The sequence below is a fragment of the Stenotrophomonas sp. YJH_SMC_54 genome, assembly GCF_059368435.1.
Genome location: NZ_JCAFRS010000004.1, coordinates 276,011 through 301,588, shown reverse-complemented (window position 1 = coordinate 301,588; position 25,578 = coordinate 276,011). Strand labels below are relative to the sequence as shown.

Genomic DNA, 25,578 nt, shown 5'->3' with positions numbered 1-25,578 from the left:
GGGGAAGACTGCGGGGTGTTAAGACACCACGACAGTGCCGAAAGTTGCCGGGTTTGTCACCCGGCCGCGCTCGGTGGAAAACCAGCCTAGCCGGGCCGGTGTAGCAAATTGTGAATGCAGGCGAAGGCGTGCGGACCAACGGTCCGCACCCACCCGGGAAGAGGTCAGCAGCTACCGGTAGCGCCGGGCCATGCCCGGCGGAAGCGTGCGGACCAACGGTCCGCACCCACCAGTGAGGAGGCCCGCACCCACCTCAGGAGACGCCGGCGCCCTTGGCCTGCACGTCGGCGTGGTACGACGAGCGCACCATCGGGCCGGAGGCAACATGGCTGAAGCCCAGCTCGTAGCCGTAGTCCTCCAGCGCCTTGTAGTCTTCCGGGGTCCAGTACTTCAGCACCGGGTGGTGGTGTGCGGTCGGCTGCAGGTACTGGCCGATGGTGATCATGTCCACGTCGTGCGCGCGCAGGTCGCGCAGGGTGGCCTTGATCTGTTCGAAGTCCTCGCCCAGGCCCAGCATGATGCCGCTCTTGGTCGGCACGTCCGGATGCTGCGCCTTGAAGTTCTTCAGCAGGTTCAGCGACCACTGGTAGTCCGCACCCGGGCGCACGTTGCGGTACAGGTCCGGCACGGTCTCGATGTTGTGGTTGAACACATCCGGCGGGTTCTGCGCCAGGATCTCCAGCGCGCGCTCCATGCGGCCCTTGCCACGGAAGTCCGGGGTCAGCACTTCGATGCGGGTGCCCGGCGACTTCTCGCGAATGGCGGTGATGCAGTCGACGAAGTGCTGGGCACCACCGTCGCGCAGGTCATCGCGGTCGACGCTGGTCACCACCACGTACTTCAGGCCCATGTCGGCCACGGTCTGGCCGAGGCTGGCCGGTTCGTTGGCATCCGGCGGCTTCGGGCGGCCGTGGGCCACGTCGCAGAACGAGCAGCGGCGGGTGCAGACCTCGCCCAGGATCATGAAGGTGGCGGTGCCGTGGCCGAAGCACTCGTGGATGTTCGGGCAGCTGGCTTCCTCGCACACGGTCACCAGGCGGTTTTCGCGCAGCTTGGCCTTCAGGTTCTGCACGGCATTGCCCGAAGGAATGCGCACGCGGATCCAGGACGGTTTGCGCAGCACCGGCGCGTCGGCGAACTGCACCGGCGAGCGGTTGATCTTGTCACCGCCCAGCTGCTTGACCCCGGCCTGCAACGGCGCGGCGGACGGGGAGTCGCCCTGCACGATCTGCAGGGGAATGGAACGGGCGGTGGTTTCAGTCATGGCAGTTCCGGGGGCGGTCAGGCGGCCGCAGAAAGATCGGGCAGTTCGGGGGTGTGCTGCAGCAGCAGGCCGAACTGGCGGGCCAGGTGGTCCAGCAGCACCGGCTTGACGGCCTCCATCCCGGAGGGACCGCCCAAGTCTACCACCGAGGTCACCTGCAACCCCTGATAGCCACAGGGATTGATGCGGTGGAAGGGTTCAAGGTCCATGGCCACATTGAAGGCCAGGCCGTGGAAGGTGCAGCCGCGACGCACGCGGATGCCGAGGGCAGCGATCTTGGCGCCGCCGACATAGACGCCCGGGGCGCCCTCGCGGCGTTCGGCACCGATGTTCCACTCGCCCAGCGTATCGATGATGGCCTGCTCGATGCGGCACACGTAATCGCGCACACCGATGCCCAGGCGCGGCAGGCGCAGCAGCGGGTAGACCACGATCTGGCCGGGGCCGTGATAGGTCACCTGGCCGCCACGGTCCACATGCAGCACCGGGATATCGCCCGGCGCCAGCACATGCTCATCCTTGCCGGCCTGGCCCAGGGTGAACACCGGGTCGTGTTCGACCACCCACAATTCGTCGGCATCGGTGTCGCTGCGCTGGTCGGTGAAGCGCTGCATGGCGCGCCACACCGGCTCGTACGCCTGGCGGCCAAGGTCACGCACCAGCGCCGGACGCGGCGCGCGGTCCTCGGGGGCGGCTTCAGCCGGGCAGCTGTCGGCTACAGCGTCCACTTCACTTCCGGGTGGTCGCGCAGCGCCTGGTGCGCCAGGTCGTACTGTTCGCGGCTCTCAGCCTTGAACACGATGCGGACGGACACGTACTTGCCGTTGGAGGAATGCTTCCAGCTGATGCGTTCATTGACGACATCGATGCCGGCAGCCAGCAGCAGGCGGGGGAGCTCATGTTCCAGGCCGCGGTTGGCCGGGCCCATGGCGCTGAGCTCGAACTGGCCGGGGAACTGGAAGCCGTGGTCGGGGTTGTCGGACTTGATTTCCATGGACCCATTATCGGGCCGCAGGGCAACAAACCCAAGAGTATTCATCAACGTCAAAGACGGCACCGGCGGCCTGCTGCGTTGCAGAGCACCCAGAGGCGCGGGGCGAAAGCCCAACGGCAGCTGACTGCAATCTGCTGTCACGCACTGGCCCAGGCATCGTATGGCGGCCAGTGGTCACCTTCACACCAGACCCGCGGCGCTTGCGCGGGTAACAAATTGTGTCCGCTGGACAATGTTGTTTTCGGAACAGACAAGTGATTCGAACGTGCTCGTTCCGCCGCGCGGGCGCGAGTACCGTAGCGTTGCATACAACGACTGAAAACCGTCCCCTTCCCCATGAGCATTCCATCCATGCGTAGTGTCGCAGCCTTGGGGCTGGCCGGCCTGCTGGCCTCTGCCCTCCCCCTTGCCGCCCAGGCGGCCGAACAATGTGGCCCGGACGCGATGCGCGACCACCCGCCGCAGATCAACTTCCGCGTCGACAACGACCTGTTTGGTGGCCGCCACCAGGACCAGGGCTACACCAACGGGGCGCTGTTGACCCTGGTCTCGCCCAATCTGGTCGACTACACCGACGACCCCTGCCTGCCGCGCATGGCGCGCTGGGTGAACCAGTACCTGGAAGGGCTGCATCCGGGCAGGTTCGAACAGCAGAACATGATCTTCAGCATCGGCCAGGGCATCTTCACCCCGACCGATTTCAGCCGCAGGGACCTGATCGAGGACGACCGTCCTTACGCCGGCGTACTGATCGCAAACTTCGGTTTCAATGCGCGCAGCGGCGACCGCCTGCAGACCACCCAGCTGACGCTGGGCGTGGTCGGCCCGTGGGCACAGGGCAAGCAGGTGCAGAATGCCGTGCACGAAGTGCTGGGCGACGAGAAATTCAAGGGCTGGGACAACCAGCTGCACAACGAGCCGCTGTTCATGCTCACCCATGAGCGCATGCGCCGCTGGCCCGGCGATGCCAGCGTCAATGCCGACGGCTGGGGTTGGGACGCGATCAGCCACTACGGCGGGTCGATCGGCAACCTGGAAACCAAGGCCAACCTCGGCGGTGAAGTGCGCTTCGGCTGGAAGCTGCCGGACGACTTCGGCAGCACGCCGTTGCGCCCGGCCGGCGAGAACACTGCGCCGACCCGCAGCGGCCGTCCCAATGGCTGGTCCTGGCACCTGTTCGCGACCTCGGACGCTGCCTGGGTGATCCGCGACATCACGCTGGATGGCAACACGTTCCGCAACAGTCACAGCGTGGACAAGCGCCATGTGGTGGCCTACGGCGGCTACGGCGTGGCCGTGATGTACGGGCGCTGGAAGTTCGCCGCGGCGCGCTACCACAGCACGCGCGAGTTCAACGGCCAGCGCGAAGCACCGGTGTTCGGCAGCTTCACCATCAGCCGCTCGCTGTAAGCGAGGGGCTGAGGGTGAAACGGGTAGGTGCCGACCGTTGGTCGGCACACCGGTTATTGCATGGCTCGCTGTAAGCGAGGGGCTGAGGGTAGTGCCGGCCGCTGGCCGGCTGCCGGCATATCCGGATGGGTTCATGGGGAGCCGGCCAGCGGCCGGCACTACCCACATCCGGATGGGTTCATGAGGAGCCGGCCAGCGGCCGGCACTACCCACATCCGGATGGGTCCATGGGGAGCCGGCCAGCGGCCGGCACTACCCACATCCGGATGGGTTCATGAGGAGCCGGCCAGCGGCCGGCACTACCCACATCCGGATGGGTTCATGAGGAGCCGGCCAGCGGCCGGCACTACCCATATCCGGCGGGAATCATGCGGAGCCGGCATCCCGAAAACGGAAAAGGCCGGCATTCGCCGGCCTTTTCCTTCACCACGCCAGGGCGTGGATCATTCCGATTCCCACCACATCCAGAAGCTGTCCCACAGGCGCTTGAAGAAGCCTGCCTGCTCGACGGCGGCCACGGCCACCAACGGTGCCTCGGCGATGACCTTGCCATCCAGGGTGACCTTCACGGTACCGATCTGCTGGCCGGCGGTGAACGGTGCTTCCAGGGTCTTGGGCACGTCGATGCTCGGCTTCAGGTCGTTGTAGCGGCCGCGCGGCACGCTGACCAGCATCGGCTGGGCCACGCCCAGCTGCACCTTGTCGGTGGTGCCCTTCCAGACCTTGTGCTCGGCCACGGCCTTGCCCGGCTCGTAGAGGCGGTGGGTCTCGAAGAAGCGGAAGCCCCAGTTCAGCAGGGCCAGGCTGTCATCGGCACGCTGCTTCTCCGACGCACCGCCCAGCACCACCGCGATCAGGCGCTGGTCGCCACGCTGGGCCGAGCTCATCAGGCAGTAGCCCGCCTCGGAGGTGTGGCCGGTCTTGATGCCGTCCACGCTGCCATCGCGCCACAGCAGCAGGTTGCGGTTCGGCTGCTTGATGTTGCCGACCTGGAATTCCTTGATCTTGTTGTACGCGTAGGTTTCCGGGTAATCGCGGACCATCGCGCGGCCCAGCAGCGCCAGGTCGTAGGCGGTGCTGTGGTGGCCCTGCGCGGTCAGACCATGGGCGTTGACGAAGTGCGAGTCCTTCATGCCGATCTTGGCGGCGTAGCTGTTCATCAGCGAGGCAAAGGCCTCTTCGCTGCCAGCCACATGTTCGGCCAAGGCGATCGCGGCATCATTGCCGGACTGGATCGCCATGCCCTTTTCCATGTCTTCCAGGCGCGCGGTCTGGTTGACCGGGAAGCCGCTGTAGCTCCCATCGGTGCCGGCGCCACCTTCGCGCCAGGCGCGCTCGCTCATCATCACCTGGTCATCCGCACGGACCTTGCCGTTCTTGACCTCGGCGGCGATCACGTAGGACGTCATCACCTTGGTGATGCTGGCCGGGGCCAGCTGCTCGTGGATGTTTTCACCAGCCAGCACCTGGCCGGTGGCGTAATCCATCAGCACCCAGGCCTTGGACACGCTTGGCGCCGGGGCCGGCGGAGTGGCGACGGTGGCCGGGGCGGCGGCGGCGGCGGGCGCCGGCGTGGCCGGAGTCGGCAGCGGCGTCTGGGCGGAAGCCAGGCCCACCACCAGGGTGGCGGCCAGGGCGGTGGCGGCGGAACGGAAATTCATTGGACAGCAGGCTCCAGGGGACGGCCGGGAATGGAGGGTGGAACGTAACGGCCATTGTAAGGCCGGGGGAGCATGGGCCGGCAGCACCGGCCCGGGCGGATCAGTCCTTGACGATCTGCGGCGAACCCAGGCCCAGACCGGCGATGCGACCGACAAGTTCCGCCGCACTGGCATGGTCGCTTGCCGGAACACGCAGGCGGAACAGGGTGCGGCCACCGGCGGCGATGTCGCTGATGGTCGCGCCGACGATGCCGGCGGCACTGAGCTGGCCCATCGCGCGGTTGGCGTTGTCGCGGTTGGAGAAGCTGGCGACCTGCACCATCACCGCGCCGACCATCTGCTGCGACAGGCTCGGCGCCGCCGCGGCGGCACGCACCGGTGCCGGTGCCACCGCGCGCGGGGCCGTGCTGGCGACAACCGCCGGAGCCGGCGCGGAGGTGCGCACCACCGGCGCGCTTGGCGGCAGGCTGCTGACCGCCACATCCGGCGCGGTGCTGGCCACGCCCCGGGTGGTGGCCGGCTGGCCGCGCGCCGGGGCGCCATCGGTCGGCAAGCGGTTGACCAGGCGATCGATATCACTGTCGGTGGAAGCACGTGGCGCCGGCACCGGGCGCGCGCTGGCCACTGCAGTGGCGGCGGCCGCTTCAGCCGCACGACGCTCGCGACGCGACGGCTTCTGCGCCATCAGGTTGCTCTCGCCCGGTTGCAGCGCGCGCACCTCGACATTGCCGGTACCGCGTTGGGTGATGCCCAGGCGCACGGCGGCGGCATAGCTGAGATCGACCACGCGGCCGTCATGGAACGGGCCACGATCGTTGACACGCACGATCACCGACTCGCCGTTGTCCAGGTTGGTCACGCGGGCGAAGCTGGGCAGCGGCAGCGTCTTGTGCGCGGCAGTGAACTGGTACATGTCGTAGACCTCGCGGTTGGAGGTCAGGCGGCCATGGAACTTGGCCCCGTAGTACGACGCGGTGCCGCGCTCGACGTAGTCATGAGTGTCGTCGAGCACCTTGTACGACTTGCCCAGCACCACGTACGGCGACTTGTTGCCGATGGCCGAACGTTCCTCGGCGGTCACTTCCGGCTCGGGGATGCAGGCCACGTTGGGAATGTAGTCGGGCGTGCTGTCACGCACGCCCGGCTTGTACAGGCCACCAGCGGTGTAATTGCCGCGGGTGCTGAGGTCTTCCTTGGCCGCTGCATACGGCGAACCTTCCGGGCAGTGCGCCGGTCGCGAACCACGGCCCTGCACCAGCGTGCCGCTGGACTTGCCACCATGGCCGGCCGTGGCCGGCTTCTTCGGCGCGCTGCTGCAGGCCGCCAGCGCGAAGACGATCAAGCTCGGGACCAACCATCTGATGTTCATGCCGGGGGCAGCTCCTGTCCGGCGATGGCCTGGGACAGCTGGAACACGGCCATCGCGTACATCTTCGAGAGGTTGTAGCGGGTGATCGCGTAGTAGTTCTGGAAGCCCAGCCAGTACTGCTTGCCGGTGCTGCCTTCCAGGGTGATCGGGGTGGCGGTGGCGCCCGGCTGCACCGGCGTGCTCGGCTGGTAGCCGCGCTGTGCGAGGTCGGCCAGCGACCAGGTGGGCATCCATTCGGTCGGGTTGAACTCCTCGCGGCCTGGGGCCAGCGTGGCCGGTACCGCAACCTGGCCACCACGCACCCAGCCCCCCTTCTTCACGAAGTAGTTGGCGATGGAGGAGAACACGTCGTCGTAGCTGTTGAACAGGTCGCGACGACCATCACCGTTGCCGTCCACCGCGTAATCGAGGTAACTGGACGGCATGAACTGGCCCATGCCCATCGCACCGGCATAACTGCCCTTGAGCGTGGTGATGTCCAGTTTCTCTTCGCGGCCCAGCTCGAACAGCTTGGCCAGCTCATCGCGGAAGAACAGTTCGCGGCGCACTTCGCGTTCGAGCTTGGCCGGGTCGCCGCTGCGTGGGTAGTAGAACGCCAGCGTGTACAGCGCATCGAGCACGCGATGGCTGCCGGCATTCTTTCCGTAACTGGTTTCCACGCCGATGATCGCCACGATCACTTCGGCCGGCACGCCGGTGCGCTGCTGCACGCGATCCAGTTCGGCACGGTGTTCGGCCAGGAACGCGCGGCCGCCATCAATGCGTGCCTTGCTGATGAACATCGGCCGGTATTCGTTCCACGGCTTGACCCGCTCGGCCGGGCGCGACATCGCGGCGATGATCGGCTGGCGCACCTGCGCCTGGTCGAGCACGCTGCTGATCTGCTCCGGCTTCAGGCCAAAGCGCTTGGCGGTATCGGCAATGAAGCGGGCCCGCGCGACCTCGAACGGCACCGGGGTGAGATCGACCGGCGGCGCGGTAGCCGCAGTTGCTTCGGGTGCAGCCTCGGCCGGCCCATGGGCCTTGGTGGCGGGCTGGCGCGGCGTACTGCTGGCCTGGGGTGAAGACGGTGGGGACTTCGGCTGGGTCGCGCAGGCGACCAGGCCGAGGGTGAGCATGCAGGCCAGAGTGCGTCGAATCATCGTCGCAGGTTAGCAGGTCATGGATGAATTAAAACCCCTAACACCATGAATCACAACGATTTGCCCGTGTTCAGCGGGAAATGTGAAGACGTCGTGATCGCACTTCCCCATTCAGATAGAGGTTGCCGGTTGCGTCCCCATCCCCGCAGACGCAACCGGCGACCGGATCCGGTCGGTACCCGCGCGGCTGCCGCTCCCCAGTGGCAGTGCTCCGCGCTCCCTGTACCCGTTGGATCAGTACTGCTTCCCGCCCGACGCCCCCTCGCGCTGCAACGATAGACGGCGCGCCGTGCCGAACGGGCCGCCATTGTGCAGGCCGATTACGACAAGTCCATTGATCAAGATCAACGCGGCGTAAAAGTGTGAACCAGCTAACGTTTTTTGCGGACTTTGGTCAGCGAGTGTGCTGTCCTGCATCGTTATGAGAACGCTTCCACAGCGAGCGTTGCGCAGAGTCAGGAAGTTTCCAGCCAACGGCGCAGCCCCTCGTGGGTGGTGTCTGGGTGGTCGCGGAAAGCAGAAGCCGCGGGTGGGCCGGTCGGGTTGGGTACGCGGGGGACGCCGTGAATCCGTCCCTGGAGGCTTGTCAGCCGCATCCATGCGGCTGGCACCCCCGCGTACCCAACCCGACCGCCCTCTGACAGATTTTGGCGGTCTGCCACCCACGGAGAAGAAAGAGAAAATCAAAAGCGGGTCGCGGCGCTGCGCTTGCTTGTGAGCCGAGCATGGCTCGGCTCCACACAAGGCAATGAAGCGACCCGCCAAGCCGCTTTTGCTTTTGATCTTCTCTTTCTTCTCTGTGGGTAGACGCGCACGGAACCTGTCCGTGGCCGGGTAGATGGGCTGCGCAGGGGCGTGAGCCGCATGGATGCGGCGACCGAGCTTACATGGATGTACTTGCAGCGTCCCCTGCGCGGCCCATCTACCCGGCCCCACCCATGAACTGCTTTGCGCGGTCACCCACGAGGGGCTGCGCCGTTGGCTGGAAACCCTATCCCCCGTGCACGGGCCGGTGCCCGCGCACCGCCATCACCAGCCCGATACCCGCCAGCAGCGACACCGCCGAGGTACCGCCATAACTGATTAACGGCATCGGAATGCCCACCACCGGCAGCAGGCCGGAAATCATCCCGCCGTTCACCAGTACGTACACGAAGAACGCCAAGCCCAGGCTGCCGGCCAGCAACCGTGCGTGCGTGTCGCGGGCGTGCACCGCGATCCACAGGCAGCGGCCGACCACGAACAGGTACAGCGCAAACACGGTGGCCACGCCGATCAAGCCGAACTCTTCGGCCAGCACCGAGAACGCGAAGTCCGTGGTGTACTCAGGCAGGAAGTCCAGCGTGGCCTGGGTGCCCTGCCCCCAGCCGCGCCCGTCCCAGCCACCGGAGCCGATCGCGATGCGCGACTGCAGGATGTTCCAACCGGTGCCAAGCGGATCCGCCGACGGATCAAGGAAGGTCAGCACGCGATCCTTCTGGTACTGCCGCAGCAGGCCGAACCAGGCCAGCGGCGCGGCAACGGCAAGGCCCGTCGCGCCAGTTGCCACCCAGCCCCAGTGCAATCCGGCCAACAGCAGCGCGAACACGCCGCTGGCGGTAACCAGCGTGGCGGTGCCCAGGTTGGGCTGCATCAGGATCAGCACGGCGGGTACACCGATCAGCACGGTGGTGGTCAGTACGGTGCGCGGCGACGGTGGCAGCGGTTGCCGATGCAGGTACCAGGCCATCATCAGCGGCAGGCTGAGCTTGAGCAGTTCGGACGGCTGCAGGTAGAACACGCCGAGATTGAGCCAGCGCTGCCCGTACTTGCCTGTACCGATCACATACACCGCCATCAGCGGCAGCATCGACAGCGCATAGATTGCCGGCGTCCACGCGCGCAGCCGCAGCAGCGAAACGCGGGACAGCAGCCACATCGACGCCAGGCCACCGGCAAAACGCGCCGCCTGCCCAGCCACCGGACCGGACACGCTGTGCAGCACCGCCAGGCCCGCGCCCATCAGGATCAGCAACGCGATCAGCAACGGCAGATCGATCGTGCGCGCCACCTCAGGGCAGCCGCCAAGCAGTCGTTTCCATTCCACGCGGGCACGGTAGCAATGCGTGCTTGCGTGAAGCTGTCAGGGTGCGCGTGCGCTTGTAGAGTCGAGCCGTGCTCGACTCTACAGAACAGCGCAAGCAATCGAGCAGATGGAAGCGCGACGAAGCGCGCAACCGGTGCTAGCCGTAGCCGCCGTGCACCGGGTTGTGACTGCGCACGGCCATCACCAGGCCGAAGCCGGCCAGCAGTGACACCGCCGAGGTACCGCCGTAGCTGATCAGCGGCATCGGCACGCCCACCACCGGCAGCAGGCCGGAAATCATCCCGCCGTTCACCAGTACATAGACGAAGAACGCCAGGCCAGTGGCGCCAGCCAACAGGCGCGAATAGGAATCGCGCGACTGGCTGGCGATCCACAGGCAACGCCCGATCACCACCAGGTACAGGGTCAGCACCAGGGCCACACCCATCCAGCCGAATTCCTCGCTCAGCACCGAGAACGCGAAGTCGGTGGTCTGTTCGGGAATGAAGTTCAGGTGCGACTGCGAGCCCTCGCCCCAGCCCTTGCCATCGAAGCCACCGGACCCGATCGCGATCTTCGACTGGATGATGTTCCAGCCGGCCCCCAGTGCATCCATCTCCGGGTCCAGGAACATCATGATGCGGTCCTTCTGGTACGGCCGCAGCAGCCAGAACCAGGCCACCGGCGCGACCGCAGCCACGCCGCCCACGCCCAGCCCGACCCACCACCACGGCAGGCCTGCCAGCAGCAGTACGAACACGCCGCTGGCGGCGATCAGCACGCCGGTACCGAAGTCGGGCTGCAACATCACCAGGCCGGTCGGCACGCCGATGATGATCAAGGCCACGAGCACGGTGTTGAAGCGCGGCGGCAGCGGCATCTTGTGCAGGTACCAGGCCACCATCATCGGCAGGCTGACCTTCAGCAGCTCGGCCGGCTGCAGGTAGAAGAACTTCAGGTCCAGCCACTGCCGGCCGTACTTGCCGGTGCCGAGCACGAACACCGCCAGCAGCGGAATCATGGAGATCGCATAGATCATCGGCGTGGCCGAGCGGATGCGCAGGATCGGCACCCGCGAGATGCCCCACAGTGCAGCCATGCCCACCGCGAAACGCGCGCCCTGGGCCATCACCAGGCCGTCGCCACCGGCACTCTTCAAGGTGGCTAGGCCGATCACCATCAGCGCGCCCAGGGCCAGGCACAACACCCAGTCCAGCGTGCTGAAGAAGCGGCGCAGCATGTCGCCGGCCCAGCGCAGGAACACTTTCATCGTGCGGGCTCCGCAACCGTCGGGCGTGGCGTGGCCGGCAGTGCGGCAGCGGCCGGCGTACCCGGCTGCGGCGCAGGGGCCGGTTCGGGGGCGGGGGCACCCACCTGCACCAGGTGTTCGCCCAGCTGCGCGGCCGCCAGATCACCGGCCTGGCGTGCGCCGACGTCTTCGTTGTCGAACGCGGTGGCACCGATGGCGGTGGTACCACGCTCGCTGTCCAGCGGCTGCATGCCCTCGGGCATCTTGCCCAGCAGGTAGGCATCGAACACCTTGCGGGCGATCGGCGCAGCAGCCGAACCACCATAGCCACCGCCTTCCACTGCCACCGCGATCGCGATCACCGGGTTTTCGACCGGCGCGAAGCCGACGAACAGCGCGCGGTGGCGCAGGTGCATCGGCAGGCTCTTCGGGTTCACCGCTGCGGTGCCCTTGCGGCTGATGACCTGCGCGGTACCGGTCTTGCCGGCCATCACGTACGGCGCACCGACCGCCACGCGCCAGCCGCTGCCGCCCGGCCGCATGGTCGCCATCATGCCCTCGCGCACCGCCTGCACGTTGTTGGGGTTGGGGCTGACCGGCTTGCTCTCGCCGGGCGGCGTCGCGGTCCAGTCGCTGTCGAAGCCGTCGCGCTGCTGGATCACCAGGTGCGGGGTGCGCAGCTGCCCGTCGGCCAGCGCGCTGACGCCGCGCGCCAACTGCAGCGGGGTGACCTTCCAGTCGCCCTGGCCGATGCTGATGTTGACCGTATCGCCGGGGTACCAGGCTTCCTTGCGGGTCTTCCGCTTGTAGGCCGGCGACGGCAGGATGCCGCCGATTTCGCCGGTGAGGTCGATACCGGTCGGCTGGCCGAAGCCGTAGTACTCCATGTAATGGTCGAAGCGCTCGATGCCCAGGTCCAGCGCCAGCTTGTAGTAGTAGGTGTTGACCGACTCGGCGATGGACTTGCGCAGATCGGTCCAGCCATGGCCGCCACGATGCGCATCACCCCAGCCACGGCTGGTGCCGGGCAGGTAGAACATGCCGGTGGACAGCACCTTGTCTTCCGGGCGGCGCACGCCCGAGTCCAGGCCGGCCAGGCCGATCAGCGGCTTCAGCGTGGAACCGGGAGCGACGCCGCCGAGCACCAGGCGGTTGAACTGCGGCCGCGACGGGTTCTCGTTCAGCGCCTTGAAGTCGGCATGGGAAATGCCGTTGACGAACAGGTTGGGGTCGTAGGACGGCAGGCTGACCATCGCCAGCACCTCGCCGGTACGGGGGTCCATCGCCACTGCCGAGCCTTCCTGGTCGCCGAAGGCGGCCACCATGGCACGCTGCAGGTCCGCGTCGATCGACAGCCGCAGGTCGGCGCCGGACTGCGCGGCCACCCGGCCGATGGTGCGGATGGCACGGCCCTGCACGTTGGTTTCGACCTGCTCGTAGCCGACCTTGCCGCGCAACTGCTGCTCGTAATAGCGCTCCAGGCCGGACTTGCCGATGTGGGTCAGCGCGGCATTGCCTTCGCCGAGGATCTCCAGATCCTTGTCGTCGACGCGGCCGACATAGCCGATGATGTGCGCGAACAGGTCACCGTACGGATAACGCCGGGTCAGGTAGGGCTCAAGCTCGACGCCGGGGAAGCGCCAACGGTCGACGGCGAAGCGCGCCATCTCCTCGTCGCTCATGCGCAGCTTCAGCGTGACCGGCAGGAACTTGCGGCGCGCCTTGCGCGACTTGTTGAACGCTTCCAGCTCTTCCGGGCTGATGCTGATGATCTTCGCCAGCCCTTCCAGGGTGGCGTCCATGTCCTTGACCTTGTCCGGGGTCACGTCCAGGCGGAACGCTGGCACGTTCTCGGCCAGCAGGCGACCGTTGCGGTCGTAGATCATGCCGCGCCCGGGCACCACCGGCCGCGGCTTGATACGGTTGGCTTCCGAGCGCGTGGCGTAGACGTCGTGATCCAGCACCTGCAGCTTGAAGTACCAGCCGCCCAGGCCCAGCAGGCAGACCAGCACGCCCAGGAAACCCAGCGCCGCACGGCGGCGGAACTGTTCGGCTTCGGCGTGCGGGTTCTTGACCTGGCGGCGCGGGATCATGGCTCAGCGCCCGCGCTTGCCGAAGCGCACTGCGTCCAGCAGCACGAACACCAGCGGCCACAGGCCCATGCCCAACAGCGGGGCCCACCAGTACGACCACGGCAGGGTCGGCTCGCCCACCAGGATGTGGACCAGCGCGCTGACGATGCGGTCGTTGAACAACAGGCCACCGATGGCCAGCATCTGCTGCGACATCGGGAAGAAGCGGATGCGGGCGCGGAAACGCTGCAGGATGAAGGCCAGCATCACCAGCCGCAGCGCCTGTTCGCCGAGCACGCCGCCGTACAGCAGGTCGGCGACCACGCCGCTGGCGAAAGCGATGCCCAGGCCGACGCGCTCGGGCGTCTCGATCACCCAGTACGCCAGCACCAGCGCCAGCCAGTACGGGCGCAGCGGCTGCAGCAGCGCCGGCAACGGCAGCAGGCCCAGCAGCAGGGCTACGACCAGGCTGGCCGGCAATACCCACGGGTTGTCGCGCAGGCGGCTCATCGCTGGGCCTCCGGCGTGGTCGATTGCCGGCCAGCGGCCGGCACTACCGGAGCAGCAGGATCAAGCGAGGATGCGGGAGCAACAGTTCTCGTTTGCGATGAGGGCTGTTGCCGGCCAGCGGCCGGCACTACCGGGGCAGCAGGATCAAGCGAGGATGCGGGGGCAACAGTCCTCGTTTGCGACGAGGGCTGTTGCCGGCCAGCGGCCGGCACTACCGGAGCGGCAGGATCAAGCGAGGATGCGGGAGCAACAGTCCTCGCTTGCGACGAGGGCTGTTGCCGGCCAGCGGCCGGCACTACCGGGGAGCTGACCGGAGCTGGCGTCGTTGTCGCTGGCGCGGCTCCCGCAGGCACGGTGGCGCCGGTGGCCGGGCCACCCGGAGTGGTTTCTTCCAGCTGCAGGCGCAGTTCCGGCGGAATGCGGATCGCCGCACCGGGGCGCAGCAGCAGCACATCACGGCCACGATCCAGCTGGGCGGCTGGCTTCAGTTCGCCGACCAGGAAGGCATGGGTGTCGTCCGGGCGCAGGCCGGTGATGGTGCCGACCGGGAAGCCGGCCGGGAAGCGGCCACCGAGGCCGGAGGTGACGATCTCATCGCCCACTTCCACACCGGCGCTGAGCGGGATGTCGCGCAGCTCCAGCGTGTCGCCGCGACCGTAGACGATCAGGCGTACGCCGTTGCGGGCCACGGTGACCGGCACCGCGTGGTCGGGGTCGGTCAGCAGCAGCACGGTGGAGGTACCGCCGGTGACGCTGATCACCTGCCCCATCAGGCCACCGGCATCGATCACCGCCTGCCCGACATGCACGCCTTCGCGGCTGCCGGCGTCGAGCACCAGGCGCTGCTTCACCGGGTCCAGGTCGATATCCAGGATCGGCGCCAGCTGCACGTCCAGGCCACTGCGCTCGGCCACGTTCAGCAGTTCGCGCAGCTGGGCGTTGTCCAGCGCTGCGGTCTGCAGTCGGGTCAGGCGCGCGTTGGCCAGCAGCAGCTGGTTGCGCAGTTCACGGTTCTCGGTGACCAGCTGGGTGTGGCTGGCCGCGGAATCCTTGACCTGGTTGCCGAGCTTGCCGGGCAGACCCGCCAGTGCCCACACAGGCTGCACCAGGCTGTTGGCCTGCTCGCGCAGGCGCGCCAGCCAACCCGCCTGATCGTCAAGGACGATCAGTGTGATGGCCAATGCAAGATAGGCCAGCAACCGCAGGGGGCTGGCGGCATCACCGGATCGGGAGGCAACGGGAGGACCGGCGTAGGGCGGCACGGCAACGATTCAACTGGCAGAAGGCGGAAGGGAAACACGCGGACGCCCCGCCGGTGCCGGCCCGCCATCGCGGCGGGCCGCACCCCGGAAGGGCGCGGCGGGCAGGAACGGCCGGGACGGCTTATTCCGGCGCAAAGAACTCGTTGCCGTGCATGTCGACCAGTTCCAGCGCACGACCGCCACCGCGGGCCACACAGGTCAGCGGATCGTCGGCCACCTGCACGTGCAGGCCGGTTTCCTCGGAGATCAGGCGGTCCAGGTCACGCAGCAGGGCGCCGCCGCCGGTCAGCACGATGCCGCGCTCGGCAACGTCGGCACACAGTTCCGGCGGGGTCTGCTCCAGCGCCAGCTTGACCGCGCTGACGATGCCCGACAGCGGTTCGTGCAGGGCTTCAAGCACCTCGTTGGAGCTGATCTTGATCATCTTCGGCACGCCCTCGGCGAGGTTGCGGCCGGAGATCTCCAGCTCCTGCACCTCGGCCTGCGGGTAGGCACAACCCAGCTCGACCTTGATGCGCTCGGCGGTGGCTTCACCGATCAGCATGCCGTGGTTGCGGCGCACGTAGTTGGTGATGGATTCGTCGAAGCGGTCGCCGCCGATGCGGACCGAGGCCGAATAGACGATGCCGTTGAGCGAGATCACCGCCACTTCGGTGGTGCCGCCGCCGATGTCGATGACCATCGAGCCACGGGCTTCGGTGACCGGCATGCCGGCGCCGATCGCGGCAGCCATCGGCTCTTCGATCAGGTACACGTCACGGGCACCGGCTTCCTCGGCCGATTCCTTGATCGCGCGGCGCTCGACCTGGGTCGAACCGGCCGGCACGCAGACCAGCACGCGCGGGCTCGGGCGCAGCACGCGCGACTTGTGCACCTTCTTGATGAAGTGCTTGAGCATCGCCTCGGTGTAGGTGAAGTCGGCGATGACGCCGTCCTTCATCGGGCGGATGGTGGTGATGTGGCCCGGGGTACGGCCGAGCATCTGCTTGGCCTCGGCGCCAACGGCTGCCACCGAGCGGGTGCCACCGATGGCACGGTCCTGGCGCACGGCCACGACCGACGGCTCGTTCAGCACGATCCCCTGCCCGCGCACGTAGATGAGGGTGTTGGCCGTGCCCAGGTCGATGGACAGGTCGTTGGAGAACATGCCACGGAGTTTCTTGAACATCTGAGGAAGGAGTCCTGAGGGGTGTCGTGCCCGCCGCGGGATGGCGAAAAAATGGGCAGAAATCGAGGCCGACAAGCCTAGCAACCCGCCTGCCGCCGAGCAAGGAAAAAACTAGCTGAACCCGCGTCTTCACAGGCTTTCGGCCTGATCGGGCATCACCCGGTTCTGGCCCTGAGCGGCACCAGCGGGTAACCTTTGCGCCGTCGGGCGCCCAAGGGCGCCGTTTGCTTGCCCGCTGAACCGGGCCGGCCCACCCCAAAATTCACCGCATAGGCTTACATCGATGTCCGCTCTGATCTGTGGTTCTCTTGCCTTCGACACCATCATGGTGTTCCCGGACCAGTTCAAGAATCACATCCTGCCGGACAAGGTGCACATCCTGAACGTGTCCTTCCTCGTGCCGCGCATGCGCCGCGAGTTCGGCGGCTGCGCCGGCAACATCGCCTACAACCTGCACCTGCTGGGCGGCCAGCCGATCCCGATGGGCACCGTGGGTTCGGACTTCGGCCCGTACCGCGAATACTTCGAGGGCCTGGGCATCGACCTGTCGCGCGTGCGCGTGATCGACGAGCTGTTCACCCCGCAGGCGTTCATCACCACCGACCACGACAACAACCAGATCACCGCCTTCCACCCGGGCGCGATGATGCGCTCCTACGAGAACCATGTGCGCGGCGTGCCGGGCGTGACCCTGGGCCTGGTCGGCCCGGACGGCCGCGAAGGCATGATCCAGAACGCACAGGAATTCCACGAGGACGGCATCCCGTTCATCTTCGACCCGGGCCAGGCCATGCCGCTGTTCAACGGCCCCGAGCTGCGCGCCTTCATCGATCAGGCCGACTACGTGGTGGTCAACGACTACGAGTCGAACCTGCTGCAGGAGCGCACCGGCTGGGATGAGAAGGAGATCGTCAGCCGGGTCAAGGCCTACATCACCACCCGTGGCCCGAAGGGTGCGGTCATCCACACCCCGGAAAAGAGCTACGACATCCCGCCGGCGCACGAGCGCCGCGTGGTCGATCCGACCGGCTGTGGTGACGCCTTCCGCGCCGGCCTGATCTACGGCATCCAGAAGGGCTACGACTGGCTGACCATCGGCCGCATGGGCAACCTGATGGGCGCGCTGAAGGTCGAGCACCCGGGCACGCAGAACCAGCGCTTCACCTTCGATGAGTTCAACGAGCAGTTCAAGCAGCAGTTCGGTTACGCGCTGGGCGCGTAAACGAACTGCCCGCGCATCCCACCTTGTCCCCGCGCCTTCGGCGCGCCCCCTTGAACAACAAGGGGGCTTTCCACCCGATGCGCTGCTGGGAATGCTGTTGGTAGGTGTCGACCTTGGTCGACACTGCCGGCCAGCGGCCGGCACTACCCCTTCTGCCAGGCCGCCAGCCTGGCCACGGGTGTTCTGGTAGGTGTCGACCTTGGTCGACACTGCCGGCCAGCGGCCAGCACTACCCCTTCTGCTGCCAGGCCGCCAGCCTGGCCACGGGTGTTCTGGTAGGTGTCGACCTTGGTCGACACTGCCGGCCAGCGGCCGGCACTACCCCTTCTGCTGCCAGGCCGCCAGCAAGGCGCGGCAATCGGCGAAATGCCAGTCGGCCCGGCCCGGCCATGGGTTCTCCGGCAGGTTGACCAGCACGGTGTGGGCGCCCGCGGCACGACCGCACTCCAGGTCGTAAGCGTGGTCACCGACCATCACCGCGTGCGCAGCCCCGATGCCCCAGCGACGAAGATGCTGCTGCAGGCCATCCGGCGAGGGCTTGGGCACCGCTTCATCGCGGCCGATGATGTCGGCGTCGTCGAACAACGCCCCGACCCCGATCGCCTCCAGCGTCAGCTTCGCCAGCGCATGGTCGTTGCGGGTCAGGATGCCCAGCCGGCAACCCGCCGCCGCCAGCGCGCGCAGCAGCTTCACCGCCCCCGGCGCTGGCAGCGCGTCCTCGGCCAGGGCGCGCTCGTGATCCAGCAGCCACGCGCGCTTGGCCTGCGCCGGTGCGTCGGGCAATGCCGCGATATGGTCGAGGATGTCTTCCTCCGCGGCGATCTCCAGCGCGCGGCGGATCGCGGCGAAGTCATGCACGGCCACCGTCAGTGTGCCGTCCATGTCGAACACCCAGTGCCGGATCGCGGACAACGCGTGCACTGCGCTGCCCGTCGCAACCCTCACTGCCACCATTGCGGCATGCGGCTGGCGTCGACACCGCCGGTTTCGAACACGGCCGTGCGCGTGCCACCGGCCTTGACCGGGAACTCGATGCTGATCGACTTGCCCTTGCGCGCCAGCTTCCACAGTGCCTTCTGATCGGTGATGAACAGGGCGATGGCTTCATCAGTCTTCGGGCGCCAGGCCGCCATTGGTACCGGCTTGCCGTCATCCACGGTCACTTTCACCGTGCATTGCGGGCAACGGAAATCACCGGCCTGCAGCACCAGGTAGGCATGCCGCTTCCACTCCGGATGATCGCGGAACACCAGCTGCACCGGTTTGGCGCCGCTGCCATCCACGTCCACCCGTTCCTTGCTGTAGATCTGCGCCGAGACCTGGTTGCCCTTGCTGCCCACCGGAATCTGGTTGTACTGCCATAGCCCCTGCATGCGGCGCAGGTCGCGCGCGGCGTCGCCCTTGGCCTTGACCTCGTCGAAGCCTGCGGCTATGCGCTCGGCGGCGGCGGTGTCCTTGTACTGGTCCAGCAGCGAGGCACCATGCAGGCGCGCGCGTTCCCAGTCCTGCGCGGCCACGGCCATGTCGTACTGCTTGGCCACGTCTTCGGCCTTGGCCTCCTTCTGCGCCTGCGCGGCGGCCGCAGCGGCTTCCTGCGCCTTGCGTTCCTCTTCCGGGTTGCTGCAGGCGGCCAGGGCCAGGGTGCAGGCGGTGAGCAGGATCAGTCGTTTCATGGCGGAGGTCCTATGCGAGTGCATCCCGATTCTATCGGCAGCGAAAAGCGGATACACCAACGGCGGGTTTCCCCGCCGTTGGTGGTGAAGCAGTGACCGGTTGCCGGCCAGCGGCCGGCACTACCGCTTACTTGGCTTCAGCCTTGGCCAGCATGTCCTGGACCGAGGCGGTGGTGATCGGGTGGTAGCCCGGCTTGGCCTTTTCGAAGGCCTGCTTGGCCAGTTCCAGACCCTTCGGGGTCTTCACCAGTTCGGCGTAGATCGGCAGGATCAGCTTGCGACGGCCGACGCGCTCGATGAATGCAGCCGCCCCTTCATTGGCCTGCTCGTAGCCGCTGCGGATCGCCAGCGGGTACCAGCGCATGGCGATCTCGCCATTGGGGGTGCCGGTGAAGTGGAAGGCCTTGTCCAGCGTGGCCAGCTTGTCCAGCGGCTGGGTCGCACCGAGGCCGTCGATGAAGCGCACCCATTCCTGGGTGCTCCAGTCGGCGATGACCTGGCTGCTGGGCACGGTGCCGGCGCTGGCGAATGCGATGCGCGCGGTATCGACGCTGCTGAAGTTGCGCGACTGCGCCTTGGCCGCGAACGCCGGGATGCCCGGCTCGTCCAGCCACGCCTTCAGTTCGGCCTCGGTCACGGCCGACGGATTCTTCGGCAGCAGGTTCTTCTTCATGTACTCGACGAACTGGTCGGTGTTCGCGCTCTGGAAGGCGTGGTCATCGAACCAGCCCCGCAGGAACGGATCGAAGGTCTCGCGGCCGAAGCGCTGCTCCAGGAACTCCAGGAACCACGAACCCTTGACGTAGGCGACCTGGCTGAGCGCTTCGTCGGGATCACGCTCGTTCAGCGGCGGCAGCGCCAGTGCCTGGTCGGCCGGGCTCATGTCCTTCACTTCGGCCAGCAGGTCGGTCTGGTCGATCTGCTTCTCCATCTCGGCCATCTCCTTGCCGTACAGGGCTTCGGTGATGCGGCCCTGGACGTAGGTGGTGAAGCCTTCATTGAGCCAGATGTCCTTCCAGCTGGCGTTGGTCACCAGGTTGCCCGACCAGCTGTGCGCCAGCTCGTGGGCGACCAGCGAGACCAGCGACTTGTCGCCGACGATCACGGTCGGGGTGGCGAAGGTCAGGCGCGGGTTTTCCATGCCGCCGAACGGGAACGACGGCGGCAGCACCAGCATGTCGTAGCGGCCCCAGCGGTATTCGCCGTACAGCTTCTCGGCGGCACCGATCATCTTCTCGGTGTCTTCGAATTCCTTGGCGGCCTTGTTGACCATGGTCGGCTCGGCCCAGACGCCGGAGCGGCCGGAGATCGGCTCGAACACCAGGTCGCCGGCGGCGATGGCCAGCAGGTAGGACGGAATCGGCTGCGGCATCTTGAAGGTGTAGTCACCATCACGCGCGGCCTTCGGATCGTTGTCGGCGCTCATCAGCACCATCACGTCCGGGCGCGAGACCACGTGCGCGCTGTAGGTGAAGCGCACGCTCGGGGTGTCCTGCAGCGGCACCCAGGAGCGGGCATGGATGGCCTGCGACTGGCTGAACATGAAGGGCAGCTTCTTGCCCTCGGTCATCGACGGTGCCAGCCACTGCAGGCCCGATGCGGTCGGCGCGGTGTGGTAGGTCACTTCCACCTTGGCCGGCTGTTCCGGGGCCTCGATGGTCAACTTGCTGCCGAACACCTTGTCAGCGGCGGCCAGCTCGAACTTCAGCGGGCTGCGCGCGCCATCGGCGGCGACGGCCTCGACCTTGGACACGGTCAGCTCGCGGGTGTCGAGCACCAGCTGCCTGGCGTCCTTCTGCTTCCATTCCAGGGTGTAGGTGGCGGTGCCGCCGATCTGCTTCTGGTCGAAGTCCAGCTTCAGATCCAGCGCGATGTCCTTGATGACGACCTTGTCCGGCTCGGCGTACGAGCTTTCGTCGTGGCTGCGGTTCTCGGCGTTCACGGGGGCGGCAGGGGCCTTTGCGGCAGTCGGGGCGGCGGCGGGCGCGGCCGCCTCCTGGGAGCAGCCAGCGGCCAGGGCCACGGCCAGCGGAAGGAGCATCAGCGGATTACGCATGAATCGGGACCGTTACGGGGATCAAACCCCAATGGTACCTCCCTCCGGCCCGGCAGGCGTTGCGCGGTGCGGGGTAATGGCAGGCAAGCCGATCCTGCGCCTCGGGCGCATGCCAACCAAGGTTGGCATCTACAGGCAGGTACCAACCTTGGTTGGCACGGACCCATCAACGCATGCAGCAGGCCCGCGCCGACCAAGGTCGGCACCCACCAGAGCGGATCACCGCAGCGGGCAAGCACCAACCAAGGTTGGCACCCACCAGAGCAGGGCTTACAGCTTGTAGCCGGAGTGGATCGAAACGATGCCGCCGGTCAGGTTCTTGTAGTGGCAGCGCTCGAACCCGGCCTGCCCCATCATCGCCTTCAGTTCATCCTGCGGCGGGTGCTTGCGGATGCTCTCGGCCAGGTACTGGTAGCTGTCCGAGTCATTGGCGAACAGCTTGCCCAGCTTCGGCAGGATCTTGAACGAGTGGAAGTCGTAGATCGGCTTGAACCAGTCCGCGGTGACTTCGGAGAACTCCAGCACGCGGGCCTGGCCTCCCACCTTCAGCACGCGGTACATCTCGCGCAGGCCAGCGTCCTTGTCGGTCACGTTGCGCAGGCCGAAGGCGATGGTGACCAGGTCGAAGCTGTTGTCCGGGAACGGCAGGGCTTCGGCGTTGCACTGCACGTAGTCCAGGCCGAGCACCAGGCCGCGGTTGGTCAGGCGGTCACGGCCGACCGACAGCATGCCGGCGTTGATGTCGCCCAGCACCACCGAGCCCTCGGCGCCGACGCGCTCCTTCAGCAGGGCGGCGATGTCGCCGGTGCCGCCCGCCAGATCGAGCACGCGGTCGCCCGGCTTCACCTGCGCGGTGGCCACGTAGTAGCGCTTCCACGCCCGGTGCACGCCCAGGCTCATCAGGTCGTTCATCAGGTCGTAGTTGCGCGCGACCGAGGTGAACACTTGGCCGACCAGCTTCTGCTTGTCCTTGGCGGCGACGTCGCGGAACCCGAAATGGGTGGTACCGGCTTTGTAGGGGGATTCGCTCATGGCCCCGATTATCGCACCGCCGGGGGCCAGCGGCACCCCCTGCCCGTATCATGGCGGGCCACGACTTACCGGAGCCCCGCATGATCACCACGCCCGACTACCAGGCCCTGCTGCAGACCGCCATCGCCGAAGCCCGCCAGGGCCTGGCCGAGGGCGGCGTGCCGATCGGCGCGGCCCTGTACCACAACGACGGCCGCCTGCTTGGCTGCGGCCACAACCGCCGCGTGCAGGAAGGCGACCCGTCGGTGCACGGCGAGACCGATGCGTTCCGCAAGGCCGGCCGCCAGCGCCGCTACCAGGACACGATCATGGTCACCACCCTGGCACCGTGCTGGTACTGCTCTGGCCTGGTGCGCCAGTTCAACATCGGCACCGTGGTGGTGGGCGAATCGCGCACCTTCCAGGGCGGCATCGACTGGTTGCGGGAAAATGGCGTCAACGTGATCGACCTGGACAGCCAGGAATGCGTGGACCTGCTGGGCGGCTTCATTGCGCAGCACCCGGAGATCTGGAATGAAGACATCGGTGAATGATCACCACGCAGTGTCCTGTTGAACCCGTTTAATGAACGCTTCAGTGCCGGCACGCCCTAGTGCCGGCAGCGTTTGCGGCCATTGCCGTGAACCAGTGCACAGTCAGCTGCGCAACGTGCACACGCTGCGATAACACCCCGCCCGGCTGCCGCGCCTAGGGTGGGGTTACCGGGACTTCTTTCCCCGGCGGAGCCAGCCATGTGCGCGCACGCCGTACGACCTGCACCAGACTCGATCCTCGACCCGATCCGCGAACGCCTGCAGCGGCAATATGCACTGCACCGGCGCGGCGCGTTGTTCTGGACCGCCTACCAGCGCATGCAACTGGAGCTGGTCCGTCGCCATCCGCTCGACCACGAGCGCCTGTGCAACGCGATGGCCACCCTGGCCGAAGATCTCGGTGCCGTCGAGCACGCGCAGTTGATTGGACATGCCAACGCCAGCTCCACATCGCGCTGACGCGGCATGCACCGCCACATACGCCACACTCCGATGAACCCCCACTCCCTTTCCACTCAACCGAACTGGATTGTCATGCACGCTGAAGTCCCCACCATTCCTCCGGTCATCAACGTTGACGCCGAGCTGGATCACTGGCGCCGCCAACATGCCGAAGGCGCACTGCCGCACAACTCGTTCGGCTCGTACGTGCCGTGGATCAAGTTTGCCTGCGATTCGCTGATCACCCAGCCGCGCGCCAGCGAGGCCGAACGTGACGAGATGTTCCAGACCCAGTACGCCCTGCAGATCATGCCGCGACTGAGTGAAGCCCAGGCCCGCGAATTCGTCGACCGTTGCTGGCAGCACGTCTACCAGAGCAGTCCGGTGCGCAGCCTGCAGGCACCGCGGCTGCAGCGCATGCGCGCCTGACCGCCGCTGCACGGCGCCTGCACGGGCCACTGCCGATCATCCTCGTCACCTGAGTGGGACGACGACGATGAAAGTACGAAACCTGTTCAATACGATCGCCAAGAAGGCCGCGGCCGCCACCGGCTCGCCGTGGACCTTCCTGGCTGCAGTAGCGATCGTGGTGATCTGGGGCATCAGTGGCCCGGTGTTCGGTTTCAACGACACCTGGCAGCTGGTGATCAACACCGGCACCACCATCATCACCTTCCTGATGGTGTTCCTGATCCAGCACACGCAGAACGCGGACACCGCCGCGATGCAGATCAAGCTGGACGAGCTGATCCGGGCGACGGCCGAAGCCAACAACGAACTGTTGGATCTGGAAGAACTGGACGAAGCGCGCCTGGAAGAGATCCGCGCCGAGTACGAGCAGATGGCGCGCGAAGCCGGCGATGCGCTCGCGCGGGTGCGCGCCTGCCATGCAGCGCGGCGCGACGATGAAGCGGTGTAGCAGGTCCTGAAATGACAATGCCGGCCAGCGGCCGGCACTACCATCGATCATCAGGGTAGAGCCGGCCGCTGGCCGGCTGTCCTTCAGCTGCGCTCGTGCCAGCCACCGCCCATCACCTTGTACAGGGTGATGCGGTTGGCCTGCTGCGCCAGCTGCGCCTGCAGCTGGGTCTGCTGTGCGTTGTAGGCCGTACGCCGCGCATCAAGCAGGGTCACGAAGCTGTCCAGGCCCGCGTCGTAGCGCGCCTGCGACAGGCGGTTGGCCTGTTCGGCCGCTTCCACCAGGCGCTGCTGTGAACTCACCTGCTCGTCCAGGCTGACATTCAACGCCAGCGCATCGGCGGTTTCGCGGAAGCCCACCTGGATCGACTTCTCGTACTGCGCCAGAGCGATATCACGATCCGCGTTGGCGATGGCCAGGTTGGCGCGCAGCTTGCCGCCCTGGAAGATCGGCAGCGTGATCTTCGGCAGGAAGCTCCACACGCGCGTACCGCTGTCGAACAGGTTGGACAGTTCGCTCGAACCACTGCCGATGCTGCCGGTCAGCGAGATGCTCGGGAAGAACGCCGCGCGTGCCGCACCGATATTGGCGTTGGCCGCCAGCAGCTGGTGTTCGGCGGCCATGATGTCCGGGCGCTGCAGCAGCACGTCGCTGGGCAGGCCGGCCGGCGGCGGTGCGAGTGCAAGCAGCTGCGGCTCGATGCTGTCCGGCAGCAGCGCCGGATCCAGCTGGCCACCGGCCAGCAGCGCCAGCGCGTTGCGGTCCTGGGCCAGCTGGCCACGCAGGCGTGCGGCGTCCGTACGCGCGGTCTCGACCAGGGTACGGGTCTGGGTCAGCTCCAGCGCCGAACTGCCACCACGTTCGTGGCGGGCCTCGGCCAGGCGCAGCGAATCCTCGTAGGTCTTCAGCGTGGCATCGGCGATCTTCAGCCGCTGCGCATCGGCACCGTAGGTCAGCCATGCGGTGGCCGTCTCGGCCACCAGGCTCAACTGCGCGTTGCGGCGGTTGGCGGCGACGGCGAAGTACTGCTGCAGCGCGGCTTCACTGAGATTGCGCACGCGGCCGAACAGATCCAGCTCGAACTCGGCCACGCCGACACCGGCGGTGAACTGTTCGTTGACACCGGCGTCGGTGCCCTGGCGCTGCATCTGGCCGGTAACGGCCACGCCGGGCACGCGATCAGCGCGCTGCACACGGTACTGGCCGCGCGCGCGCTCAACGTTGAGCACGGCCACGCGCAGATCGCGGTTGTTCTGCAGCGACTGGTCGATCACCTGCTGCAGGCGCGCATCGGTGAAGAAGTCGCGCCAGCCGACGGCGGCGACATCGGCCACCTCGCCCTGCGCGGCTTCGGCCGGCCACTGCGCCGGGATCGCCGGGGCGACAGCGGTGTTCTTCGGCACCAGGGTGGAGCAGCCGGCGAGCGCGAGCACAGCGGCAATGGAAAGGAACAGGGATGCACTTTTCATGGGAATGACTTCCATCGGTACTGCCGGATGGCAGGAGGTCATGCCGGCCAGCGGCCGGCACTACCGT

23 protein-coding genes are annotated in these 25,578 nt (G+C 67.0%); 6 read left to right on the top strand and 17 right to left on the bottom strand.

All coding sequences use genetic code 11. The features are described 5' to 3' along the window. Window positions 1–253: 253 nt before the first annotated feature. Genes lipA through AC5P5S_RS07060 form a run of 3 tightly spaced genes read right to left on the bottom strand, consistent with a single transcriptional unit; the run spans window position 254 to window position 2,258 of the window. Window positions 254–1,264 carry a lipoyl synthase gene (lipA, locus tag AC5P5S_RS07070; RefSeq protein ID WP_005411065.1) on the bottom strand — a complete coding sequence of 337 codons (1,011 nt, stop codon included), beginning with the start codon at window positions 1,262–1,264 and terminating at the stop codon, window positions 254–256. 17 nt (window positions 1,265–1,281) lie between these two features. Further along, entirely contained in the window at window positions 1,282–1,992 is a 711-nt protein-coding gene (gene lipB / locus AC5P5S_RS07065) for a lipoyl(octanoyl) transferase LipB (protein WP_005411066.1), read from the bottom strand. Next, the gene (locus AC5P5S_RS07060; RefSeq protein WP_005411067.1) at window positions 1,980–2,258 is read right to left on the bottom strand and encodes a YbeD family protein; all 279 of its coding nucleotides are present in this window, start codon (window positions 2,256–2,258) and stop codon (window positions 1,980–1,982) included. Before AC5P5S_RS07060 ends, lipB begins: the two co-directional genes overlap by 13 nt. A 351-nt stretch (window positions 2,259–2,609) precedes the next feature. Here AC5P5S_RS07060 and AC5P5S_RS07055 point away from each other — a divergent pair, with 351 nt between their 5' ends. Continuing rightward, window positions 2,610–3,668, top strand: a complete 1,059-nt coding sequence (locus AC5P5S_RS07055; protein WP_080354109.1) for a lipid A deacylase LpxR family protein — start codon at window positions 2,610–2,612, stop codon at window positions 3,666–3,668. 443 nt (window positions 3,669–4,111) lie between these two features. Here AC5P5S_RS07055 and AC5P5S_RS07050 read toward each other — a convergent pair whose 3' ends face one another. The 9 genes from AC5P5S_RS07050 to AC5P5S_RS07010 all read right to left on the bottom strand — a co-directional run bounded on the left by AC5P5S_RS07050 (window position 4,112) and on the right by AC5P5S_RS07010 (window position 16,166). Then, window positions 4,112–5,329, bottom strand: a complete 1,218-nt coding sequence (locus tag AC5P5S_RS07050) for a D-alanyl-D-alanine carboxypeptidase family protein (protein ID WP_005411069.1) — start codon at window positions 5,327–5,329, stop codon at window positions 4,112–4,114. Window positions 5,330–5,429: 100 nt separating this feature from the next. After that, window positions 5,430–6,698 (bottom strand): septal ring lytic transglycosylase RlpA family protein, encoded by a 1,269-nt coding sequence (locus AC5P5S_RS07045; protein WP_062605617.1) that lies wholly within the window; start codon window positions 6,696–6,698, stop codon window positions 5,430–5,432. Continuing rightward, a complete protein-coding gene (gene mltB, locus AC5P5S_RS07040) occupies window positions 6,695–7,840 on the bottom strand; it encodes a lytic murein transglycosylase B (RefSeq protein WP_032965964.1) in 1,146 nt (381 codons plus the stop codon). The genes AC5P5S_RS07045 and mltB overlap by 4 nt, the downstream gene beginning before the upstream one ends. Window positions 7,841–8,831: 991 nt before the next feature. Then, the gene (gene rodA / locus AC5P5S_RS07035) at window positions 8,832–9,926 is read right to left on the bottom strand and encodes a rod shape-determining protein RodA (RefSeq protein ID WP_062605615.1); all 1,095 of its coding nucleotides are present in this window, start codon (window positions 9,924–9,926) and stop codon (window positions 8,832–8,834) included. A gap of 136 nt (window positions 9,927–10,062) precedes the next feature. Beyond that, window positions 10,063–11,175 (bottom strand): rod shape-determining protein RodA, encoded by a 1,113-nt coding sequence (rodA, locus tag AC5P5S_RS07030; protein WP_005411073.1) that lies wholly within the window; start codon window positions 11,173–11,175, stop codon window positions 10,063–10,065. Beyond that, complete coding sequence (gene mrdA, locus AC5P5S_RS07025; protein WP_062605613.1) at window positions 11,172–13,247, bottom strand: penicillin-binding protein 2; 2,076 nt, start codon at window positions 13,245–13,247, stop codon at window positions 11,172–11,174. The genes rodA (AC5P5S_RS07030) and mrdA overlap by 4 nt, the downstream gene beginning before the upstream one ends. A 3-nt stretch (window positions 13,248–13,250) precedes the next feature. Next, window positions 13,251–13,736, bottom strand: coding sequence for a rod shape-determining protein MreD (gene mreD, locus AC5P5S_RS07020; RefSeq protein WP_005411075.1), 486 nt, complete (start codon window positions 13,734–13,736; stop codon window positions 13,251–13,253). Further along, the gene (gene mreC, locus AC5P5S_RS07015) at window positions 13,733–14,998 is read right to left on the bottom strand and encodes a rod shape-determining protein MreC (protein ID WP_062605611.1); all 1,266 of its coding nucleotides are present in this window, start codon (window positions 14,996–14,998) and stop codon (window positions 13,733–13,735) included. The genes mreD and mreC overlap by 4 nt, the downstream gene beginning before the upstream one ends. A 121-nt stretch (window positions 14,999–15,119) precedes the next feature. Further along, window positions 15,120–16,166, bottom strand: coding sequence for a rod shape-determining protein (locus tag AC5P5S_RS07010; protein ID WP_005411077.1), 1,047 nt, complete (start codon window positions 16,164–16,166; stop codon window positions 15,120–15,122). A gap of 283 nt (window positions 16,167–16,449) precedes the next feature. Between AC5P5S_RS07010 and AC5P5S_RS07005 the strand changes: the two genes are divergently transcribed. Next, entirely contained in the window at window positions 16,450–17,388 is a 939-nt protein-coding gene (locus AC5P5S_RS07005; protein WP_005411078.1) for a carbohydrate kinase family protein, read from the top strand. 318 nt (window positions 17,389–17,706) lie between these two features. Here the strand turns inward: AC5P5S_RS07005 and AC5P5S_RS07000 are convergent, their stop codons facing one another. The 4 genes from AC5P5S_RS07000 to ubiE form a co-directional block, all read right to left on the bottom strand. Next, window positions 17,707–18,342, bottom strand: coding sequence for an HAD family hydrolase (locus AC5P5S_RS07000; RefSeq protein WP_099484352.1), 636 nt, complete (start codon window positions 18,340–18,342; stop codon window positions 17,707–17,709). Next, window positions 18,330–19,061 carry a hypothetical protein gene (locus AC5P5S_RS06995; protein WP_005411080.1) on the bottom strand — a complete coding sequence of 244 codons (732 nt, stop codon included), beginning with the start codon at window positions 19,059–19,061 and terminating at the stop codon, window positions 18,330–18,332. Before AC5P5S_RS06995 ends, AC5P5S_RS07000 begins: the two co-directional genes overlap by 13 nt. 127 nt (window positions 19,062–19,188) lie before the next feature. Continuing rightward, the gene (locus tag AC5P5S_RS06990) at window positions 19,189–21,117 is read right to left on the bottom strand and encodes a M1 family metallopeptidase (protein WP_087802466.1); all 1,929 of its coding nucleotides are present in this window, start codon (window positions 21,115–21,117) and stop codon (window positions 19,189–19,191) included. Window positions 21,118–21,387: 270 nt separating this feature from the next. Then, window positions 21,388–22,149, bottom strand: coding sequence for a bifunctional demethylmenaquinone methyltransferase/2-methoxy-6-polyprenyl-1,4-benzoquinol methylase UbiE (ubiE, locus tag AC5P5S_RS06985; RefSeq protein ID WP_005411082.1), 762 nt, complete (start codon window positions 22,147–22,149; stop codon window positions 21,388–21,390). An 80-nt stretch (window positions 22,150–22,229) separates the two neighbouring features. On the opposite strand from ubiE, the gene AC5P5S_RS06980 reads away from it, so the two are divergent. The 4 genes from AC5P5S_RS06980 (at window position 22,230) to AC5P5S_RS06965 (ending at window position 24,042) form a co-directional block, all read left to right on the top strand. Continuing rightward, entirely contained in the window at window positions 22,230–22,682 is a 453-nt protein-coding gene (locus AC5P5S_RS06980) for a nucleoside deaminase (protein ID WP_005411083.1), read from the top strand. A 198-nt stretch (window positions 22,683–22,880) separates the two neighbouring features. Continuing rightward, window positions 22,881–23,141 (top strand): hypothetical protein, encoded by a 261-nt coding sequence (locus AC5P5S_RS06975; RefSeq protein ID WP_005414515.1) that lies wholly within the window; start codon window positions 22,881–22,883, stop codon window positions 23,139–23,141. 75 nt (window positions 23,142–23,216) lie between these two features. Beyond that, window positions 23,217–23,552, top strand: a complete 336-nt coding sequence (locus tag AC5P5S_RS06970; protein ID WP_005411085.1) for a hypothetical protein — start codon at window positions 23,217–23,219, stop codon at window positions 23,550–23,552. Between the two features lie 67 nt (window positions 23,553–23,619). Beyond that, window positions 23,620–24,042: a low affinity iron permease family protein gene (locus tag AC5P5S_RS06965; RefSeq protein WP_005411086.1), complete on the top strand. Its 423-nt coding sequence runs from the start codon at window positions 23,620–23,622 to the stop codon at window positions 24,040–24,042. Window positions 24,043–24,125: 83 nt separating this feature from the next. Here AC5P5S_RS06965 and smeF read toward each other — a convergent pair whose 3' ends face one another. Next, window positions 24,126–25,526 (bottom strand): multidrug efflux RND transporter outer membrane subunit SmeF, encoded by a 1,401-nt coding sequence (gene smeF / locus AC5P5S_RS06960; protein ID WP_012481298.1) that lies wholly within the window; start codon window positions 25,524–25,526, stop codon window positions 24,126–24,128. Window positions 25,527–25,578 lie beyond the last annotated feature (52 nt).

Bases quoted from the DNA above. Each gene is read 5' to 3' on its own strand.
- lipA (WP_005411065.1), bottom strand. From the start codon at position 1,264: ATGACTGAAACCACCGCCCGTTCCATTCCCCTGCAGATCGTGCAGGGC.
- AC5P5S_RS07060 (WP_005411067.1), bottom strand. From the start codon at position 2,258: ATGGAAATCAAGTCCGACAACCCCGACCACGGCTTCCAGTTCCCCGGC.
- AC5P5S_RS07055 (WP_080354109.1), top strand. From the start codon at position 2,610: ATGCGTAGTGTCGCAGCCTTGGGGCTGGCCGGCCTGCTGGCCTCTGCC.
- AC5P5S_RS07050 (WP_005411069.1), bottom strand. From the start codon at position 5,329: ATGAATTTCCGTTCCGCCGCCACCGCCCTGGCCGCCACCCTGGTGGTG.
- AC5P5S_RS07045 (WP_062605617.1), bottom strand. From the start codon at position 6,698: ATGAACATCAGATGGTTGGTCCCGAGCTTGATCGTCTTCGCGCTGGCG.
- mltB (WP_032965964.1), bottom strand. From the start codon at position 7,840: ATGATTCGACGCACTCTGGCCTGCATGCTCACCCTCGGCCTGGTCGCC.
- rodA (WP_005411073.1), bottom strand. From the start codon at position 11,175: ATGAAAGTGTTCCTGCGCTGGGCCGGCGACATGCTGCGCCGCTTCTTC.
- mrdA (WP_062605613.1), bottom strand. From the start codon at position 13,247: ATGATCCCGCGCCGCCAGGTCAAGAACCCGCACGCCGAAGCCGAACAG.
- mreD (WP_005411075.1), bottom strand. From the start codon at position 13,736: ATGAGCCGCCTGCGCGACAACCCGTGGGTATTGCCGGCCAGCCTGGTC.
- AC5P5S_RS07010 (WP_005411077.1), bottom strand. From the start codon at position 16,166: ATGTTCAAGAAACTCCGTGGCATGTTCTCCAACGACCTGTCCATCGAC.
- AC5P5S_RS07005 (WP_005411078.1), top strand. From the start codon at position 16,450: ATGTCCGCTCTGATCTGTGGTTCTCTTGCCTTCGACACCATCATGGTG.
- AC5P5S_RS07000 (WP_099484352.1), bottom strand. From the start codon at position 18,342: ATGGTGGCAGTGAGGGTTGCGACGGGCAGCGCAGTGCACGCGTTGTCC.
- AC5P5S_RS06995 (WP_005411080.1), bottom strand. From the start codon at position 19,061: ATGAAACGACTGATCCTGCTCACCGCCTGCACCCTGGCCCTGGCCGCC.
- AC5P5S_RS06990 (WP_087802466.1), bottom strand. From the start codon at position 21,117: ATGCGTAATCCGCTGATGCTCCTTCCGCTGGCCGTGGCCCTGGCCGCT.
- ubiE (WP_005411082.1), bottom strand. From the start codon at position 22,149: ATGAGCGAATCCCCCTACAAAGCCGGTACCACCCATTTCGGGTTCCGC.
- AC5P5S_RS06980 (WP_005411083.1), top strand. From the start codon at position 22,230: ATGATCACCACGCCCGACTACCAGGCCCTGCTGCAGACCGCCATCGCC.
- AC5P5S_RS06975 (WP_005414515.1), top strand. From the start codon at position 22,881: ATGTGCGCGCACGCCGTACGACCTGCACCAGACTCGATCCTCGACCCG.
- AC5P5S_RS06970 (WP_005411085.1), top strand. From the start codon at position 23,217: ATGCACGCTGAAGTCCCCACCATTCCTCCGGTCATCAACGTTGACGCC.
- AC5P5S_RS06965 (WP_005411086.1), top strand. From the start codon at position 23,620: ATGAAAGTACGAAACCTGTTCAATACGATCGCCAAGAAGGCCGCGGCC.
- smeF (WP_012481298.1), bottom strand. From the start codon at position 25,526: ATGGAAGTCATTCCCATGAAAAGTGCATCCCTGTTCCTTTCCATTGCC.